Source organism: Pseudomonas sp. QE6 (assembly GCF_041379005.1).
In the GTDB taxonomy this organism is placed as follows: Bacteria; Pseudomonadota; Gammaproteobacteria; order Pseudomonadales; family Pseudomonadaceae; genus Pseudomonas.
Genome location: NZ_CP166873.1, coordinates 138,286 through 154,322 on the forward strand (window position 1 = coordinate 138,286; position 16,037 = coordinate 154,322).

Genomic DNA, 16,037 nt, shown 5'->3' on the forward strand with positions numbered 1-16,037 from the left:
CCGGGCTTTTTGTTGCCTGCTGTTTCAGCCCCTGGCGGCCCTGGCCCGCGCCGCGCGCTGTTTGCGAACCTCCTTGGGATCGGCGATCAGCGGACGATAGATCTCCACCCGCTCCCCGTCTTCCAGTACGCGCTCATCGGGTCTGGCCACGGCCTTGCCGAAAATCCCCAGTGGGCAATTCCGCACATCCAGATCGGGAAACTGCGCAGCGATACCCGACAGCAGCACCGCCTGGCGCACCCGGGTGCCGTAGGGCACGCTCAGGCGCAGCAGGGCTTGCCGCTCGGGCAGCGCGTAGACCACCTCCACAGCGATGCTCGCCGCTTCAGCCATGGAGTTGCTTGGCGCGCTGGCAGAAGGCATCGACCATGGTGTTCGCCGCCTGGGTGAACAGCGGGCCGAGGGTAGCCTTAACCAGCGCGCCGGCGTAATCGAAGGTCAGATCGAGGGAAATCTTGCAGGCCTTGTCACCCAAAGCCTTGAAGGTCCAGACGCCGTGCAGCTGGGTGAAGGGGCCCTCCTCCAGATTCATCTCGATGCTCTGGCCGGGCACCAGCGCGTTACGCGTGGTGAAGCGTTGCGTGATGCTGCCTTTGGCCACGGTCAGCTCGGCGCGCATGGCCACCTCGCTTTCCTCCAGCACGGTGGAAGCCGAGCACCAGGGCAGGAACTCCGGGTAGCGCGCCACATCATTGACCAGGTCGTACAGCGCCTTCGCCGGGTAGGGCAGCAGCGCCGAACGCTGGATATGCGTGCTCATAGACGTCTCGCTTTGTTATGGGGCGATTGCCCGCCCGCCGATCAAAAAAACAGCGCGCATTCTCCGAGATTAGCCACGCCCCCTCAAGCTTGCATGCCGGCATGCACAGTCCCGATAGCGGCGCGGCGAGCGACTCCCTATAATGCGCGGCCTATGGCTAAACAGAAGAAACACCCTTCGGGGACTATCGCGCAGAACAAGAAGGCTCTGCACGACTACTTCATCGAGCAGCGCTTCGAGGCAGGCGTCGCCCTGGCCGGCTGGGAAGTGAAAAGCCTGCGCGCCGGCAAGGCGCAGCTGGTGGACAGCTACGTGCTGCTCAAGGATGGCGAAGCCTGGCTGCTGGGCAGCCACATCACGCCGCTGACCACTGCCAGCACCCACGTCATCGCCGACCCGGTGCGCACGCGCAAGCTGCTGCTGCACAAGCGCGAGCTGGGCAAGCTGTTCGGTGCCGTGCAGCAGAAAGGCTATGCCTGCGTCGCGCTGTCGATGTACTGGAAGAAGCACCTGATCAAGTGCGAGATCGCACTGGCCAAGGGCAAGAAAGAGTACGACAAGCGCGATACGGCGAAGGAGCGCGACGCCAACCGCGAGGTCCAGCGCGCCATTCGTCACGGCAAGGACGACTGACCCCTTCAGCGCCCTCCCTCAGCGAGGGCGCGGCGCCGGTCAGGCGTCCACCGCGCCCTGGCGCCGTTGCGCCCGCTGCAGGCGCACTTCCTGCGCCTGGGCTTCGGCCAGCACTTCCTGCACGTAGTCGATGTGTCGCTGGGAAATCTCCCGCGCCGCCTCCGCCTGCCCGCCGACAATCGCCTCGTAGAGTTCGCGATGCTGACGCATCAGCTGCTCGCGGGTCTCGTCGCGCTGCGCATACATCCCGCCGATATTGGTCACCACGTTGCGCTTGAGCAGGTCGAACAGGCCGCGGATGGTATGCAGCAATACGGCGTTGTGACTGGCCTCGGCGATGGCGAGGTGGAAGGCCGCGTCCGCCGCGCCCTCCTCCGCCCGGCTGACCTTGCCGTGCCCCTGGTAGCAGTCCTGCAGCGTGTCGAAAGCCTGCTTCAGGCGCTGGTGATCCACCTCGGTCGCACGCTGCGCGGCGTAGTACGCGCAGGAGCCTTCCAGGGTGTGGCGGAACTCCAGCAGATCGCGCTGCGCTTCCGGATTGCTCTCCAGCAGATGCAACAGGGGATCGCTGAACATCGAGCCCAGCCCTTCGCTGACGTAATTGCCTCCCCCTTGGCGACTGACCAGCAAGCCCTTGGCCCCCAGCTTCTGGATCGCCTCGCGCAGTGACGGCCGCGACACGCCGAACTGCTCGGCCAGCACTCGCTCCGCCGGCAGGCGCTCGCCAGCCTTGAGGGTGCCTTCGAGAATCATCGCCTCCAACCGCTCGACAATGTCATCCGACAGACGGCGCTGCTTGACCTGACCAAATCCCATCTTCGTGATCTCCCACGGCAAAACGCTCTGCGCCGCGACTTGCGCGCCAAGCGCGGCAGTCTGACCAACCCCGAAGCCGGCAACAAGACCACCCCGCCCACCCGGGCGTTATCGACAAAAGTTGAATCGCAGCAAATTGACACGCCGACAGCAGGGCTTTTACCCTGAGCGCTCGGCTTTGTAAATTGGTATTACCAATTTACCGAAAAGTCGATTACACGACAACTACGCCGCGATCAGTCGACCGCCTGCCAACGCGCCACAAGCGCAACGGAATCGCCCGACCGGCAACAAGGCCCTCCACCCAAAAACAATTAGGGAGCCAACCAGATGCAAACCTGGCAGCAGATCTATACCCCGCTCGGCAGCCTTGGCCTGTCCGCGCTGGTCGCCGTCATTCCGATCGTGTTCTTCTTCCTCGCCCTCGCCGTGTTCCGCCTCAAGGGCCACGTCGCCGGCAGCATCACCCTCGCCCTCTCGATCATCATCGCCATCGCCGCCTTCGGCATGCCCGCCGACATGGCCATCGCCGCCGCCGGCTATGGCTTCGCCTATGGCCTGTGGCCGATCGCCTGGATCATCGTCGCGGCGGTGTTCCTCTACAAACTCACGGTCAAGAGCGGCCAGTTCGAAGTGATCCGCAGCTCGGTGCTGTCGATCACCGGCGACCAGCGCCTGCAGGTGCTGCTGATCGGCTTCTCCTTCGGCGCCTTCCTCGAAGGTGCGGCCGGCTTCGGCGCGCCGGTGGCGATCACCGCCGCCCTACTGGTCGGCCTGGGCTTCAATCCGCTGTATGCAGCCGGCCTGTGCCTGATCGCCAACACCGCGCCGGTGGCCTTCGGCGCCCTGGGCATCCCGATCATCGTGGCCGGCCAGGTCACCGGTATCGACGCCTTCAAGATCGGCGCCATGACCGGCCGCCAGTTGCCGTTCCTGTCGATCCTCGTGCCGTTCTGGCTGGTGTTCATGATGGATGGCCTCAAGGGCGTGAAGGAAACCTGGCCGGCCGCGCTGGTCGCCGGCGGCAGCTTCGCCATTACCCAGTACTTCACCTCCAACTTCATCGGCCCGGAACTGCCGGACATCACCTCCGCCCTGGTCAGCCTGATTTCCCTGACCCTGTTCCTGAAGGTCTGGCAGCCGGCAGCCGAGCGTGAAGTGGTCGCCACCGCTGGCGGCGCCGCGGTCATGGGCGGCAACGGCCCGCGCGAGACCGAGCCCTCGCCCTACAGCTTCGGCGAAATCCTCAAGGCCTGGTCGCCCTTCCTGGTGCTGACCGTGCTGGTCACCCTCTGGACCCTGAAGCCGTTCAAGGCCATGTTCGCGCCGGGTGGCACGCTCTACAGCCTGGTATTCAACTTCGCCATTCCGCACCTGGACCAGATGGTCGTGAAGACCGCCCCCATCGTCGCCAACCCGACGCCGATCGCCGCCGTGTTCAAGCTGGACCCGGTCTCGGCCACCGGCACCGCGATCTTCCTGTCCGCCGTGGTCTCGATGTTCATCCTCCGCATCGGCGCGAAAACTGGTCTGACCACTTTCAAGGAGACCCTGGTCGAGCTGAAATGGCCGATCCTCTCCATCGGCATGGTGCTGGCCTTCGCCTTCGTCACCAACTACTCGGGCATGTCCACCACCCTGGCGCTGGTCCTGGCCGGCACCGGTGCGGCCTTCCCGTTCTTCTCACCGTTCCTCGGCTGGCTGGGCGTGTTCCTGACCGGTTCGGATACCTCGTCCAACGCGCTGTTCAGCTCGCTGCAGTCCACCACCGCACACCAGATCGGGGTCAACGACACCCTGTTGGTGGCCGCCAACACCAGCGGCGGCGTGACCGGCAAGATGATCTCGCCGCAATCCATCGCCGTGGCCTGCGCCGCCACCGGCATGGTCGGCAAGGAATCGGACCTGTTCCGCTTCACCCTCAAGCACAGCCTGATGTTCGCCGCCATGGTGGGTTTGATCACCCTGGCCCAGGCGTACATTTTCACCGGCATGCTCGTGCATTAAGGGAAATGGCACTGGATCGTCATTCCCGCCTGTGGGAATCCGGATTGAGCAGCTAGTTTTCTCTGGGTCCCCGCCTTCGCGGGGACGACGCCCGCAACAAGACCACGATTGATGAGACGTCCAATGATCATCTCTGCCTCTACCGACTACCGCGCCGCCGCCCAACGCAAGCTGCCGCCGTTCCTCTTCCACTACGCCGACGGCGGCGCGTACGCCGAGCGCACGCTGCGCAACAACGTCGACGATCTGGCCGGCATCGCCCTGCGCCAGCGCGTGCTGAAGAACATGTCCGAGCTGAGCCTGGAGACGCGCCTGTTCAACGAGACGCTGAGCATGCCGGTGGCCTTGGCTCCGGTTGGCCTGACCGGCATGTACGCCCGGCGCGGCGAAGTACAGGCAGCCCGTGCGGCGGCCGCGAAGGGCATTCCGTTCACCATGTCCACCGTGTCGGTCTGCCCCATCGAGGAAGTCGCCCCGGCCATCGACCGACCGATGTGGTTCCAGCTCTACGTGCTCAAAGACCGTGGCTTCATGCGCAACGCCCTGGAGCGTGCCAAGGCCGCCGGCGTCACCACCCTGGTGTTCACCGTCGATATGCCGGTGCCCGGCGCCCGCTACCGCGATGCCCACTCCGGCATGAGCGGCCCGAACGCGCCGCTGCGTCGTGTCTGGCAGGCCATGACTCACCCGGCCTGGGCGCTGGACGTCGGCCTGCTGGGCAAGCCGCACGATCTGGGCAACATCTCCAGGTACCGTGGCAACCCCACAGGGCTGGCCGACTACATCGGCTGGCTGGGCGCCAACTTCGATCCGTCGATCTCCTGGAAGGACCTGGAGTGGATCCGCGACTTCTGGGACGGCCCGATGGTGATCAAAGGCATCCTCGACCCCGAGGACGCCAAGGACGCAGTGAAATTCGGCGCCGACGGTATCGTCGTCTCCAACCACGGCGGCCGCCAGCTCGACGGCGTGCTCTCCAGCGCCCGCGCCCTGCCGGCCATCGCCGACGCGGTGAAGGGCGACCTGAAGATTCTCGCCGACTCCGGCATCCGCAACGGCCTGGACGTGGTGCGCATGATCGCCCTGGGCGCGGACACCGTGCTCATCGGCCGCGCCTTCCTCTACGCTTTGGCGACCCACGGCGAAGCCGGCGTGAAGAACCTGCTGGACCTGTTCGAAAAGGAAATGCGCGTGGCCATGGTGCTCACCGGCGCCAAGTCCATCAGCGAGATAACCCGCGACTCGCTGGTGCGCGAACTGGGCGCGTAAACGCCTTCTTTTCGTAGGAGCGAGCTTGCTCGCGAACCTGCCCAGCTCAGTGCCTTTCCGGTTCGCGAGCAAGCTCGCTCCTACAAGTCAGACCGCGCCTCGGCGCGTTCGATAAAAGAACACCGATGGGCCGTCCAGCGGTCCACGCTCACCGATGATGACTGGAGCCGCCATGAGCCTCCCTGCCGCATTCCTCGACACGGTAGAACACCTGATCCCCCGCGAGCGCCGCTTCGACGATCCGCTGTCGACCCTGGCCTTCGGCACCGACGCCAGCTTCTATCGCCTGATCCCCAAGCTGGTGATCCGCGTCGAGAGCGAAGACGAAGTCGCCACCCTGCTCAAGTCCGCCCACGCCCACCAGGTCGCGGTGACCTTCCGCGCCGCCGGCACCAGCCTCTCCGGCCAGGCCGTGAGCGACTCGGTGCTGCTGGTGCTGGGGGACAACTGGAACGGCCGCGACATTCGCGACGGCGGCACGCAGATTCGCCTGCAGCCCGGCGTCATCGGCGCCCAGGCCAACGCCTGGCTGGCGCCGTTCGGCCGCAAGATCGGCCCGGATCCGGCCTCGATCAACGCCTGCAAGATCGGCGGCATCGTCGCCAACAACGCCAGCGGCATGTGCTGCGGCACCGCGCAGAACAGCTACCACACCCTGGCCGGCATGCGCCTGCTGCTGGCCGACGGCAGCCTGCTGGACAGCGAGATTCCCGAGAGCATCGCGGCCTTCCGCGATAGCCACGGCACCCTGCTCGACCAGCTCGCCGAACTGGGCCGCCAGACTCGTGCAAACACAGAGCTGGCCGCCAGGATTCGCCACAAGTACCGGCTGAAGAACACCACCGGCCTGTCGCTGAACGCGTTGGTCGACTACGACGAGCCGCTGGACATCCTCACCCACCTGATGGTCGGCTCCGAGGGCACCCTGGGCTTCATCAGCGCGGTGACCTATGACACCGTGCCGGACCACCCGCACAAGGCCAGCGCGCTGATTGTCTTCCCCGATGTGGAGACCTGCTGCAAGGCCGTGACCGTGCTCAAGCAGCAGCCGGTCTCCGCCGTGGAGCTGCTGGACCGCCGCAGCCTGCGCTCGGTGGAGAACATGCAGGGCATGCCGGAATGGGTGAAGAGCCTGTCCGAAGGCGCCTGCGCATTGCTCATCGAATCCCGCGCCGCGACCCAGTCGCTGCTGCATGAACAACTCGCGCGGATCAACGCCTCCATCGCCGATTACCCGGTGGAGAAACAGGTCGACTTCAGCGAAGACCCGGTGGTCTACAACCAGCTCTGGCGCATCCGCAAGGACACCTTCCCGGCCGTCGGCGCGGTGCGTGAAACCGGCACCACGGTGATCATCGAAGACGTCACCTTCCCCGTCGAACAACTGGCCGAAGGCGTGAACCGCCTGATCGCGCTGTTCGACAAGCACGGCTACGACGAAGCCATCCTGTTCGGCCACGCGCTGGAAGGGAACCTGCACTTCGTCTTCACCCAGGGCTTCGAGTCGCCGGAGCAGATCGCCCGCTACTCGGCCTTCATGGACGACGTCGCGCACCTGGTCGCGGTGGAATACGGCGGCTCGCTCAAGGCCGAGCACGGCACCGGGCGCAACATGGCGCCCTTCGTCGAGCTGGAATGGGGCCACGACGCCTACCAGCTGATGTGGCAGCTCAAGCGCCTGCTCGATCCCACCGGCATCCTCAATCCCGGCGTGGTGCTGACCGACGATGCGCAGCTGCACCTGAAGAACCTCAAGCCGCTGCCAGCCGCCGACGAGATCGTCGACAAGTGCATCGAGTGCGGCTTCTGCGAACCGGTCTGCCCGTCCAAGGGACTGACCCTGAGCCCGCGCCAGCGTATCGTCATGTGGCGCGACATCCAGGCCAGGCGCCGCGCCGGCGTCGACACCACGCAGCTTGAGCGCGACTACCAGTACCAGGGCATCGACACCTGCGCCGCCACCGGCCTGTGCGCCCAGCGTTGCCCGGTGAACATCAACACCGGCGAGCTCATCAAAAAGCTGCGCGGCGAACAAGCGCAGCACGCCGGTACCGCCACCTGGCTCGCCCGCAACTTCGCCACCGCCATGAAAGGCGCGCGCTTCATGCTGCATGCCGCCAATGGCGCACGCAGGGTGCTGGGTGCGCCGCGCCTGGCCAGCCTCAGTGCCTCCATCAGCCATGCGAGCAAAGGCCGCGTGCCGCAGTGGACGCCAGCCATGCCGCAACCGGTTCGCCTCGCCGCACCGCCGCGCACGCTCGACGACAGCCGCCCGCGCGTGGTCTACCTGACCGCCTGCGTGTCCCGCGCCATGGGCCCGGCGGCGGCGGACGAGGAGCAGATGCCGCTGATCGACAAGACCCGCCGGTTGCTGGAAAAGGCCGGCTACCAGGTGGTCTTCCCGGACAACGCCGACAACCTCTGCTGCGGCCAGCCCTTCGCCTCAAAAGGCTACAAGGACCAGGCCGACGCCAAGCGCGACGAGCTGCTCGCCGAACTGCTGCGCGCCAGCCGCGGCGGCCTCGATCCGATCTACTGCGACACCAGCCCCTGCACCCTGCGCCTGGTGCAGGAGCTGGCGGACGACCGGCTGAAGATCTACGACCCGGTGAAGTTCATCCGCACGCACCTGGTGGAGCGCCTGCACTTCCAGCCGCAGGACAAGCCGGTGGCCGTGCACGTCACCTGCAGCACCCAGCACCTGGGGGAAAGCCAGGCGCTGATCGACCTGGTCAAGCGCTGCACCCGCGAGGTGGTGATCCCCGAAGGCATCCACTGCTGCGGCTTCGCCGGTGACAAGGGCTTCACCACACCGGAACTGAAAGCGCACTCGCTGCGCACGCTCAGGGATGCCGTGCAGCACTGCGAGGAAGGCGTCTCCACCAGCCGCACCTGCGAGATCGGCCTGTCCGCCCACGGCGGCATCGATTATCGCGGCGTGGTCTACCTGGTGGATCGCGTGACTCGCGCCAGAGCGTAGGATGCTTTTCGTAGGACCGAGGGGGGCGCCCAGCCCTTGCTCGCGAACCGCCCGACGCCGGCACGGCCGGCCGGTCCGTTCGCGAGTAAACTCACTCCCCTCTTAACGCCTCGTTAAGCCAGCGCTGCGACCCTCTGCCGCGAAACTGCCTCTGCGGCTATCCTGCTCGGGACAGTCGCGGCGGCGCCGTGCGATGAGGGGGCACCGATGAGAATCCTGCTGGCGGAAGATGACCAACTGCTGGGTGACGGCATTCGCGCCGGACTCGGACTGGAAGGCGACACCGTGGATTGGGTCCAGGACGGCCAGGCTGCCGACCAGGCACTGCAGACCGACGAATTCGACCTGCTGGTCCTCGACCTCGGCCTGCCACGCAAGGACGGCCTGGACGTACTGCGCAGCCTGCGTCGACGCGGCGACCTGACCCCGGTGCTGATCCTCACCGCCCGTGACAAGGTGGCCGACCGCGTGTCCGGCCTCGACGCCGGCGCCGATGATTACCTGACCAAACCCTTCGACCTCGACGAACTGCTCGCCCGTGTCCGCGCCCTCACCCGCCGCCGTACCGGCCGCGCCGCGCCGCTGCTGCAGCACGGCGAACTGATGCTGGACCCGGCTACCCACCAGGTCAGCCTCTGCGGCACGCCGGTGGAGCTGGCCCCACGCGAATACGCACTGTTGCGCCTGCTGCTGGAACAACGCGGCAAGGTGCTGTCCCGCACCCGCCTGGTGGAAGCCCTGTACGGCTGGGACGGCGACCTGGAGAGCAACGCCATCGAAGTCCACATCCACCACCTGCGCCGCAAGCTCGGCAATGGCCTGATCCGCACCGTGCGGGGTATCGGCTACGGCATCGACCGCCCCGGCAATCCGTCCTCGCCGTGAGCCCTGTCCCGCGCCGCGCCGGCTCGCTCAGCCGCCGCCTGTTGCTGCTGCTGATCGGCGGCATCTCGCTGTGCTGGCTGGTCGCCGGCTTCTTCACCTATCACCTGACCCGCCAACAGGTGAACGGTCTCTACGACCAGGACATGATCGACTTCGGCCAGGCCGCCCTGAGCCTGGTGGATATTGCCGACTCCATCGATGCCCAGCCCACGCCACCGGGCGACATCATCGCCCGCAGCCGCAAGGCCATCGAAGGCCTGCCGCTGATACGCCGGGAAGCCACGCTGGGCTACTCCATCTGGTACCAGGGCCAGCGCCTGCTCACCACCGACGAGCCGCCACCCGGCGTCGAGCAGCAGCCCCTGGGCTTCTCCAGACTGGAACAGGGCGATGTGAGTTGGCGGGTGCTGCAGATTGCCTCGGCGGGCCCGGACGGCGTGCGAATCTGGGTATTCGAGGACTTGCATTACCGCTCCAAGACGCTGCGCCTGCTGCTGTTCAGCGCGCTGTTCCCGCTGCTGCTGGCCTTGCCGCTGTTCCTCGTACTGGTCTGGCTCGGCGTGCGCCAGGGCCTGGCACCGCTGCGCAGCCTCATCGCCCAGGTTCACCAGCGTACCGCCCACAGCCTGCATCCGCTGTCGCTGAGCCGGGCACCGGTGGAGGTGCACAGCCTGGTCAGGGAACTGAACCTGCTGCTGGAGCGCCTGCAGTCGGCCATGGAGGCCGAACGCCGCCTCACCAGCGACGCCGCCCACGAAATCCGCACACCGCTGGCCAGCCTGCGCACCCACGCCCAGGTGGCGCTGCGCTCTTCCGACCCGGCAGCCCACGCTCACGGCCTGCAGCAGGTCAGCCGGAGCGTGGAGCGCATCAGCGCACTGATGGAGCAGATCCTGCTGCTGGCCCGACTCGACGGCGAGGAGCTGCACGAAACCTTCCGCCGTGTCGACCTCGGCCTGCTCGCCGAAGAAGCCATCGCCGAACTCGCTCCCCAGGCCATCGACAGGCGGATCGAACTCACCCTCGACACCCACCCGGAGACCACACTGATGGGGGTGTCGGTCTGGCTGGGACTGATCCTTACCAACCTGGTCGGCAACGCCCTGCGCTACACGCCCGAAGGCGGCCGCGTAGCGGTGAGCCTGGAGCGCACGGGCGACCGGTTGGTGCTCTGGGTGCGCGACAACGGCCCCGGCGTGGCGCAAGCCGAGCAAGCGGCGATATTCACCCGCTTCTACCGCAGCCCCAGCGTGGCCAGCAGCGCCGGCAGCGGGCTCGGCCTGCCCATCGTCAAGCGCATCGTGGAGATCCATCACGGCCGCATCAGCCTGCACGAAGGACTGGACGGTGCCGGCCTCGGCGTATGCGTCGAACTGCCGATAACCATTGGCGAAAAAGAGTGAACCTGGCGCGAAATCCGGCCGTCCACTCTTTACGGCCCGCGTGAACGGTCCGCCACGACTCGGTCAATTTGCCAGGAGTACAGCCATGAAACGTACCGCCTTGCTCATTACCGCCGCCTTGCTGGCGTCGCCGGCCTTCGCCGCCGACCTGTGCAGCGACAATCTCCAGAAAATCGATGCTGCCGTGCAGTCCAATGCCGGCACCGCCCAGACCCAGGATCAAGCCATGCGCCTGCAGGAAAAAGCCATCCAGTCCCAGCAGGCTGGTAATACCAAGGCTTGCATCGCCCAAACCGAAAAAGCCCTGAAGTTGCTCAAGCAGAGCGGTAAGTCCTGATCCCGCTCAGCGGCCGGCCGCACTGGCCGGCCGCCTTGTCTACCGGGTGCAGGATGTATCTGCGGGCCTGTACGTCCATAACCCCCACGAAGCGCATGCCATTCGCGAGAAAGCAGTTCATTCCCCCACCCGAGCACCTACCTAAGATGTAGCGATTGCCGACCGACAAGAATCACAACCGGAATCGCCATGCCCCTGACGCACCTGCTCATCGCCAACCGTGGCGAAATCGCCATCCGCATCGCCCGCGCCGCTGCCGAACTGGGCATCCGCAGTCTCGCCGTCTACGCCGAAGACGATGCCGACGCCCTGCACACCCGTCAGGCCGACCAGGCGCAGCCCCTGCGCGGACGCGGCGCCAGCGCCTACCTCGACCAGCAGCAACTGATCGACCTCGCCCTGGCCCAGGGCTGCGATGCCGTGCATCCCGGCTACGGTTTCCTCTCCGAAAACGCCGACTTCGCCCGCCGTTGCGAAGCCGCCGGACTGACCTTCGTCGGTCCCCCGGCGGATATCCTGGAGTGCTTCGGCGACAAGGCCCGCGCCCGCGACCTGGCCAACGCGCATGGCGTGGCGCTGGCCGTCGGTAGTAACCGCGCCACCTCGCGGGAGGACGCCGAACGCTTCTTCCGCGAGTTGCCCAGCGGCTCCGGGATGATGATCAAGGCCCTCGCCGGTGGCGGTGGGCGCGGCATGCGGGCGGTACGCACGGTGGCCGGGATCGCCGAAGCCTACGCACGCTGCCAGGCCGAAGCCCGAGCAGCCTTCGGCGATGACCGCCTGTACGTCGAACGCCTGATCCCGCGCGCCCGGCACATCGAAGTGCAGGTGATCGGCGACGGCCGCAGCGTCAGCCACCTGTGGGAACGCGACTGCACCCTGCAACGGCGCAACCAGAAGCTGCTGGAAATCGCCCCCAGCCCCAACCTGCATCCGCGCCTGCGCGGCGCCATCCTCGCCGCCGCCCTGCGCCTGGCCGAAGCGGTGAACTATCGCGGCCTGGGCACCTTCGAATTCCTGCTGGACGAGGACAGCGGCGACTTCGTGTTCATGGAGGCCAACCCGCGCCTGCAGGTGGAGCACACCATCACCGAAGCGGTGACCGGCATCGACCTCGTGCAAGCGCAACTGCGCATCGCCGCCGGCGCAAGCCTGGCCGAACTGGGCCTGACCCAGGCCGAGATTCCCGCGCCGCGCGGCCATGCCCTGCAACTGCGGATCAACCTGGAAAGCCTCGCCAGCGACGGCACCCCGCAACTCGCCTGCGGCCAGATCAGCGCCTACGAACCACCCAGCGGGCCCGGCCTGCGTGTGGATGGTTATGGCTACGCAGGCTACCGCAACAGCGCCGGCTACGACTCGCTGCTGGCCAAGCTGATCGTCCACGGCAACGCCGGTTTTCCGCAGCTGGTGCAGCGCGCCTATCGCGCGCTCTGCGAGTTCCGCCTGGAGGGTGTGGCGAGCAACATTCCGCTGCTGCTCAACCTGCTGCGCCAGCCGGAAGTCGCCGAGAATCTTGTGACCACCCGCTACATCGAGGAGCACCTGCCCAGCCTGCTCGGCGCGCAGGAACACGCACATCCCCACCGCTTCTTCAGCCACGCCGGCCACGCGCAGGTCGAGCAGCGCACCAGCGAAGCACCCGCCGGCTGCATCCCGCTGAGCACGCCCGGCACCGGCGTGCTGGTCAGCCTCCAGGTGACGCCCGGAGACGCCGTCGCCCAAGGCCAGACCATCGCCGTGATCGAAGCCATGAAGATGGAGTTCGAGGTCAAGGCCAGTGCCAGCGGCATCGTCCACAGCCTGGCCGCGACGCCGGGCGACAGCCTGGGCGAAGGCGATACACTGCTGTTCGTGGAACCGGCGGACATCGCGGCGCAGGGCAGCCAGGACGCCGCCGCCATCGACCTCGACGCGATCCGCGCCGACCTCGCCGAAGTCATCGAGCGCCATGCCATCGGCCTCGACGAGCGCCGTCCGGATGCCGTTGCCAAGCGCCACAAGACTGGCAAGCGCACCACCCGTGAGAACCTCGCCGACCTGCTCGACGAAGGCAGCTTCATCGAGTACGGCGCGCTGGCCATCGCCGCCCAGCGCCGTCGTCGCAGCGTCGAGGAACTGATCACCAGCAGTCCGGCCGACGGTCTGGTCAGCGGCCTGGGCAGCATCAACGCCGCGCAGTTCGGCGACGAGAAGGCGCGCTGCCTGGTACTGGCCTACGACTACACGGTATTCGCCGGCACCCAGGGCGTGATGAACCACAAGAAGACCGACCGCATGCTGCACCTCGCCGAGCAGTGGCGCATCCCGCTGGTGCTCTATGCCGAAGGCGGCGGCGGGCGGCCGGGTGACACCGATTTCGTTGGCGTCGCCGGCCTGGACAACATGAGCTTCGTCGGCCTGGCGCGGCTCTCCGGACTGGTGCCGCTGGTGGGCGTGGTCTCCGGTCGCTGCTTCGCCGGCAACGCCGCCCTGCTCGGTTGCTGCGACGTGATCATAGCCACCCGCGATACCAGCCTGGGCATGGCGGGACCGGCGATGATCGAGGGCGGCGGGCTGGGCAAATTCGCCCCGGAGGAAGTCGGCCCCAGCGACGTGCAGAGCGCCAACGGCGTGATCGACGTGCTGGTGGAGGACGAGGCCGAAGCCACTCGCATCGCCCGCCAGTACCTCGCCTACTTCCAGGGCGACACCGCCGACTGGGAATGCGCCGACCAGCGCCTGCTGCGCCACGCGGTGCCGGAGAACCGCCTGCGCGTCTACGACATCCGCCAGGTCATCGAACAACTGGCCGACAGTGGCTCGGTACTGGAACTGCGCCGCGGCTTCGCCGCCGGGATGATCACCGCGCTGGTGCGCATCGAGGGCAAACCCTTCGGCCTGATCGCCAACAACCCCATGCACCTGGGCGGCGCCATCGACTCCGAAGCCGGTGACAAGGCCGCGCGCTTCATGCAACTGTGCGACGCCTTCGACCTGCCGGTCATTTCCCTGTGCGACACCCCCGGCTTCATGGTCGGCCCGGAGGCGGAAAAGACCGCCACCGTCCGCCACGTGTCGCGCATGTTCGTCACCGCCGCCAGCCTGACCGTGCCCTTCTTCACCGTGGTGCTGCGCAAGGGCTATGGCCTGGGCGCGCAGGCGATGGCGGCCGGCAGCTTCCACGCGGCGCTGTTCACGGTGGCCTGGCCCAGCGGCGAGTTCGGCGCCATGGGGCTGGAAGGCGCGATCCGCCTCGGCTACTCCAAGGAACTGGCCGCCGTGGAAGATGCGCAGGAGCGGCAAAAGCTGTTCGACAAGCTGGTCGCCGCGGCCTACCGCAACGGCAAGGGACTGAACATGGCGAGCTACCTGGAAATCGACGACGTGATCGACCCGGCCGACACCCGCCGCTGGCTGCTGCGCGGCCTCGCCTCGGTGCCGCGCCCGGCGCCTCGCCAGGGGAAGAAGCGCCCACTGATCGACACTTGGTGAGCGGTCGGGTTGAGCTAAGCTTGTGATCGGCTAGAATGCGCGCGTCATTGGGGAGTAGCCGACCGCTCGTGCGAGCGGGGGCGACGTCAACACACTTGGCCCAAATCCGTTGACGATCTCGCGAGCTAGAGCAGAACCCGGCGGGAGCTGCTGAGAAAGCAGAGTTTACGAGAGTAAATGAGCATTTCTCAGCGGGTCTCAACGACGCTCTGCCGACGCGCAGCAGATCGTAGACAGATTTCAAGCCATGGCGTCGCTAGCGATACGTTGCCCGGCAAGACCTTTGACCACGCAGCCTCCGAACGGCCGGGGAGCGCGTGGTCATGGGTATCGAACCGGCCGGGAGTTTTCACCGTGATGCACTACCCCGCACCTCGCTCCATCCTGGAGCCCCACGCATGCTGACCTTCATCCTCGAACTGCTCGGCATGCTGCTGGTGATCCTGATTGCCGCCGAAGTCTTCACCAACGCGCTGGAGCATCTCGGCGAGCGCCTGGGCATTTCCGAAGGCGTTACCGGCTCGCTGTTCGCCGCCATCGGCACCGCCCTGCCGGAGACCCTGATCCCGCTGCTGGCCCTGTTCGCCGGCACCAGTAACGCCAACCTCAACCAGGAAGTCGGCGTGGGCGCCATCCTCGGCGCGCCGTTGATGCTCTCGACCCTGTCCACCTGTCTGATGGCCTGCTTCGTCCTGCGCGCACGCGGCCTGAGCGGACGCGTACGCCCCGAGCGCACCGGCCTGCAGCGCGACCTGAACTTCTTCCTGATCGCCTTCAGCCTCGCCACCGTCGCCATGTTCGTGCCGACGCAATACCTGACGGTCCGCCTTGGCCTGAGCCTGTTGCTGGTACTCACCTACGTCGCCTACATCACCCTCACGCTGCGTGCTTCGCAGGATCTGGTGCAGAACGGTCACGGCACCGAGGCCGACCACCACATGCACCTGTCGCGCATCGGCCTGCCGACCAACCTGGGAACCATCCTGCTGCAGTTGCTGCTGGGCCTGGCTCTGCTGGTGCTGGGCGCCAAGGGCTTCATCCACGGCGTCGAGGGGCTGTCGCACCTGCTGGGAGTTTCCGCGCTGCTGCTGTCGCTGCTGATCATCCCGATCGCCACCGAACTGCCGGAAAAGATCAACAGCATCCTCTGGGTCCGCCGCGGCAAGGACACCCTGGCCTTCGGCAACATCAGCGGCGCCATGGTCTTCCAGGGCACCCTGCTGCCCGCCATCGGCATCCTGCTCACCCCCTGGCAACCGCGCACAGAAGTCCTCACCGGCGTGCTGATCACCCTTGGCGCCGCCCTCTGGCTTCGCCTCAATGCCCAGCGCGACGGGTTCCCGGTCTGGGTGCTGCTGCTCAACGGCGTGCTATACGCCGCCTATCTGGGCATCACCCTGTCACGCTGACGAGTACGGCGTACCGCCTACACTGACCAGTCTGGGCTGCCGTTGCTGCGGCAGCCGCTCGTCA

At 66.7% G+C, this 16,037-nt stretch carries 12 protein-coding genes; 9 read left to right on the top strand and 3 right to left on the bottom strand.

Features of this window, described 5'->3' with window-relative positions:
- Window positions 1-24: 24 nt before the first annotated feature.
- Both ACAW63_RS00650 and ACAW63_RS00655 read right to left on the bottom strand, forming a co-directional pair.
- The gene (locus ACAW63_RS00650) at window positions 25-333 is read right to left on the bottom strand and encodes an RnfH family protein (RefSeq protein ID WP_371230955.1); all 309 of its coding nucleotides are present in this window, start codon (window positions 331-333) and stop codon (window positions 25-27) included.
- Complete coding sequence (locus ACAW63_RS00655; RefSeq protein WP_275608729.1) at window positions 326-760, bottom strand: type II toxin-antitoxin system RatA family toxin; 435 nt, start codon at window positions 758-760, stop codon at window positions 326-328. Before ACAW63_RS00655 ends, ACAW63_RS00650 begins: the two co-directional genes overlap by 8 nt.
- A gap of 153 nt (window positions 761-913) precedes the next feature.
- Here ACAW63_RS00655 and smpB point away from each other — a divergent pair, with 153 nt between their 5' ends.
- Window positions 914-1,393 carry an SsrA-binding protein SmpB gene (gene smpB, locus ACAW63_RS00660; protein WP_275608730.1) on the top strand — a complete coding sequence of 160 codons (480 nt, stop codon included), beginning with the start codon at window positions 914-916 and terminating at the stop codon, window positions 1,391-1,393.
- A 39-nt stretch (window positions 1,394-1,432) separates the two neighbouring features.
- On the opposite strand, the gene ACAW63_RS00665 is transcribed toward smpB, so the two are convergent.
- The gene (locus ACAW63_RS00665) at window positions 1,433-2,209 is read right to left on the bottom strand and encodes an FCD domain-containing protein (protein ID WP_371230958.1); all 777 of its coding nucleotides are present in this window, start codon (window positions 2,207-2,209) and stop codon (window positions 1,433-1,435) included.
- A 330-nt stretch (window positions 2,210-2,539) separates the two neighbouring features.
- Between ACAW63_RS00665 and ACAW63_RS00670 the strand changes: the two genes are divergently transcribed.
- From ACAW63_RS00670 to ACAW63_RS00705, 8 genes are all read left to right on the top strand, one after another.
- A complete protein-coding gene (locus ACAW63_RS00670) occupies window positions 2,540-4,216 on the top strand; it encodes a lactate permease LctP family transporter (RefSeq protein ID WP_371230959.1) in 1,677 nt (558 codons plus the stop codon).
- 123 nt (window positions 4,217-4,339) lie between these two features.
- Window positions 4,340-5,485 (top strand): FMN-dependent L-lactate dehydrogenase LldD, encoded by a 1,146-nt coding sequence (gene lldD / locus ACAW63_RS00675; RefSeq protein WP_371230960.1) that lies wholly within the window; start codon window positions 4,340-4,342, stop codon window positions 5,483-5,485.
- A gap of 172 nt (window positions 5,486-5,657) precedes the next feature.
- A complete protein-coding gene (locus ACAW63_RS00680; protein WP_371230962.1) occupies window positions 5,658-8,465 on the top strand; it encodes an FAD-binding and (Fe-S)-binding domain-containing protein in 2,808 nt (935 codons plus the stop codon).
- 207 nt (window positions 8,466-8,672) lie between these two features.
- On the top strand, window positions 8,673-9,350 hold the full coding sequence (locus ACAW63_RS00685) for a response regulator (RefSeq protein ID WP_371230964.1): 678 nt from the start codon (window positions 8,673-8,675) through the stop codon (window positions 9,348-9,350).
- The gene (locus tag ACAW63_RS00690; RefSeq protein WP_371230966.1) at window positions 9,347-10,753 is read left to right on the top strand and encodes a sensor histidine kinase; all 1,407 of its coding nucleotides are present in this window, start codon (window positions 9,347-9,349) and stop codon (window positions 10,751-10,753) included. Before ACAW63_RS00685 ends, ACAW63_RS00690 begins: the two co-directional genes overlap by 4 nt.
- Window positions 10,754-10,838: 85 nt before the next feature.
- On the top strand, window positions 10,839-11,090 hold the full coding sequence (locus tag ACAW63_RS00695) for a hypothetical protein (RefSeq protein ID WP_275608737.1): 252 nt from the start codon (window positions 10,839-10,841) through the stop codon (window positions 11,088-11,090).
- Window positions 11,091-11,273: 183 nt separating this feature from the next.
- On the top strand, window positions 11,274-14,564 hold the full coding sequence (locus tag ACAW63_RS00700) for a carboxyl transferase domain-containing protein (RefSeq protein ID WP_371234532.1): 3,291 nt from the start codon (window positions 11,274-11,276) through the stop codon (window positions 14,562-14,564).
- 398 nt (window positions 14,565-14,962) lie between these two features.
- The gene (locus ACAW63_RS00705) at window positions 14,963-15,973 is read left to right on the top strand and encodes a sodium:calcium antiporter (protein ID WP_371230968.1); all 1,011 of its coding nucleotides are present in this window, start codon (window positions 14,963-14,965) and stop codon (window positions 15,971-15,973) included.
- Window positions 15,974-16,037 lie beyond the last annotated feature (64 nt).

Excerpts from the sequence above, each read along its gene's own strand:
- ACAW63_RS00705 (WP_371230968.1), top strand. The coding sequence starts at position 14,963 with ATGCTGACCTTCATCCTCGAACTGCTCGGCATGCTGCTGGTGATCCTG.
- lldD (WP_371230960.1), top strand. The coding sequence starts at position 4,340 with ATGATCATCTCTGCCTCTACCGACTACCGCGCCGCCGCCCAACGCAAG.
- ACAW63_RS00680 (WP_371230962.1), top strand. The coding sequence starts at position 5,658 with ATGAGCCTCCCTGCCGCATTCCTCGACACGGTAGAACACCTGATCCCC.
- ACAW63_RS00665 (WP_371230958.1), bottom strand. The coding sequence starts at position 2,209 with ATGGGATTTGGTCAGGTCAAGCAGCGCCGTCTGTCGGATGACATTGTC.
- ACAW63_RS00695 (WP_275608737.1), top strand. The coding sequence starts at position 10,839 with ATGAAACGTACCGCCTTGCTCATTACCGCCGCCTTGCTGGCGTCGCCG.
- ACAW63_RS00670 (WP_371230959.1), top strand. The coding sequence starts at position 2,540 with ATGCAAACCTGGCAGCAGATCTATACCCCGCTCGGCAGCCTTGGCCTG.
- ACAW63_RS00685 (WP_371230964.1), top strand. The coding sequence starts at position 8,673 with ATGAGAATCCTGCTGGCGGAAGATGACCAACTGCTGGGTGACGGCATT.
- ACAW63_RS00650 (WP_371230955.1), bottom strand. The coding sequence starts at position 333 with ATGGCTGAAGCGGCGAGCATCGCTGTGGAGGTGGTCTACGCGCTGCCC.
- ACAW63_RS00655 (WP_275608729.1), bottom strand. The coding sequence starts at position 760 with ATGAGCACGCATATCCAGCGTTCGGCGCTGCTGCCCTACCCGGCGAAG.
- smpB (WP_275608730.1), top strand. The coding sequence starts at position 914 with ATGGCTAAACAGAAGAAACACCCTTCGGGGACTATCGCGCAGAACAAG.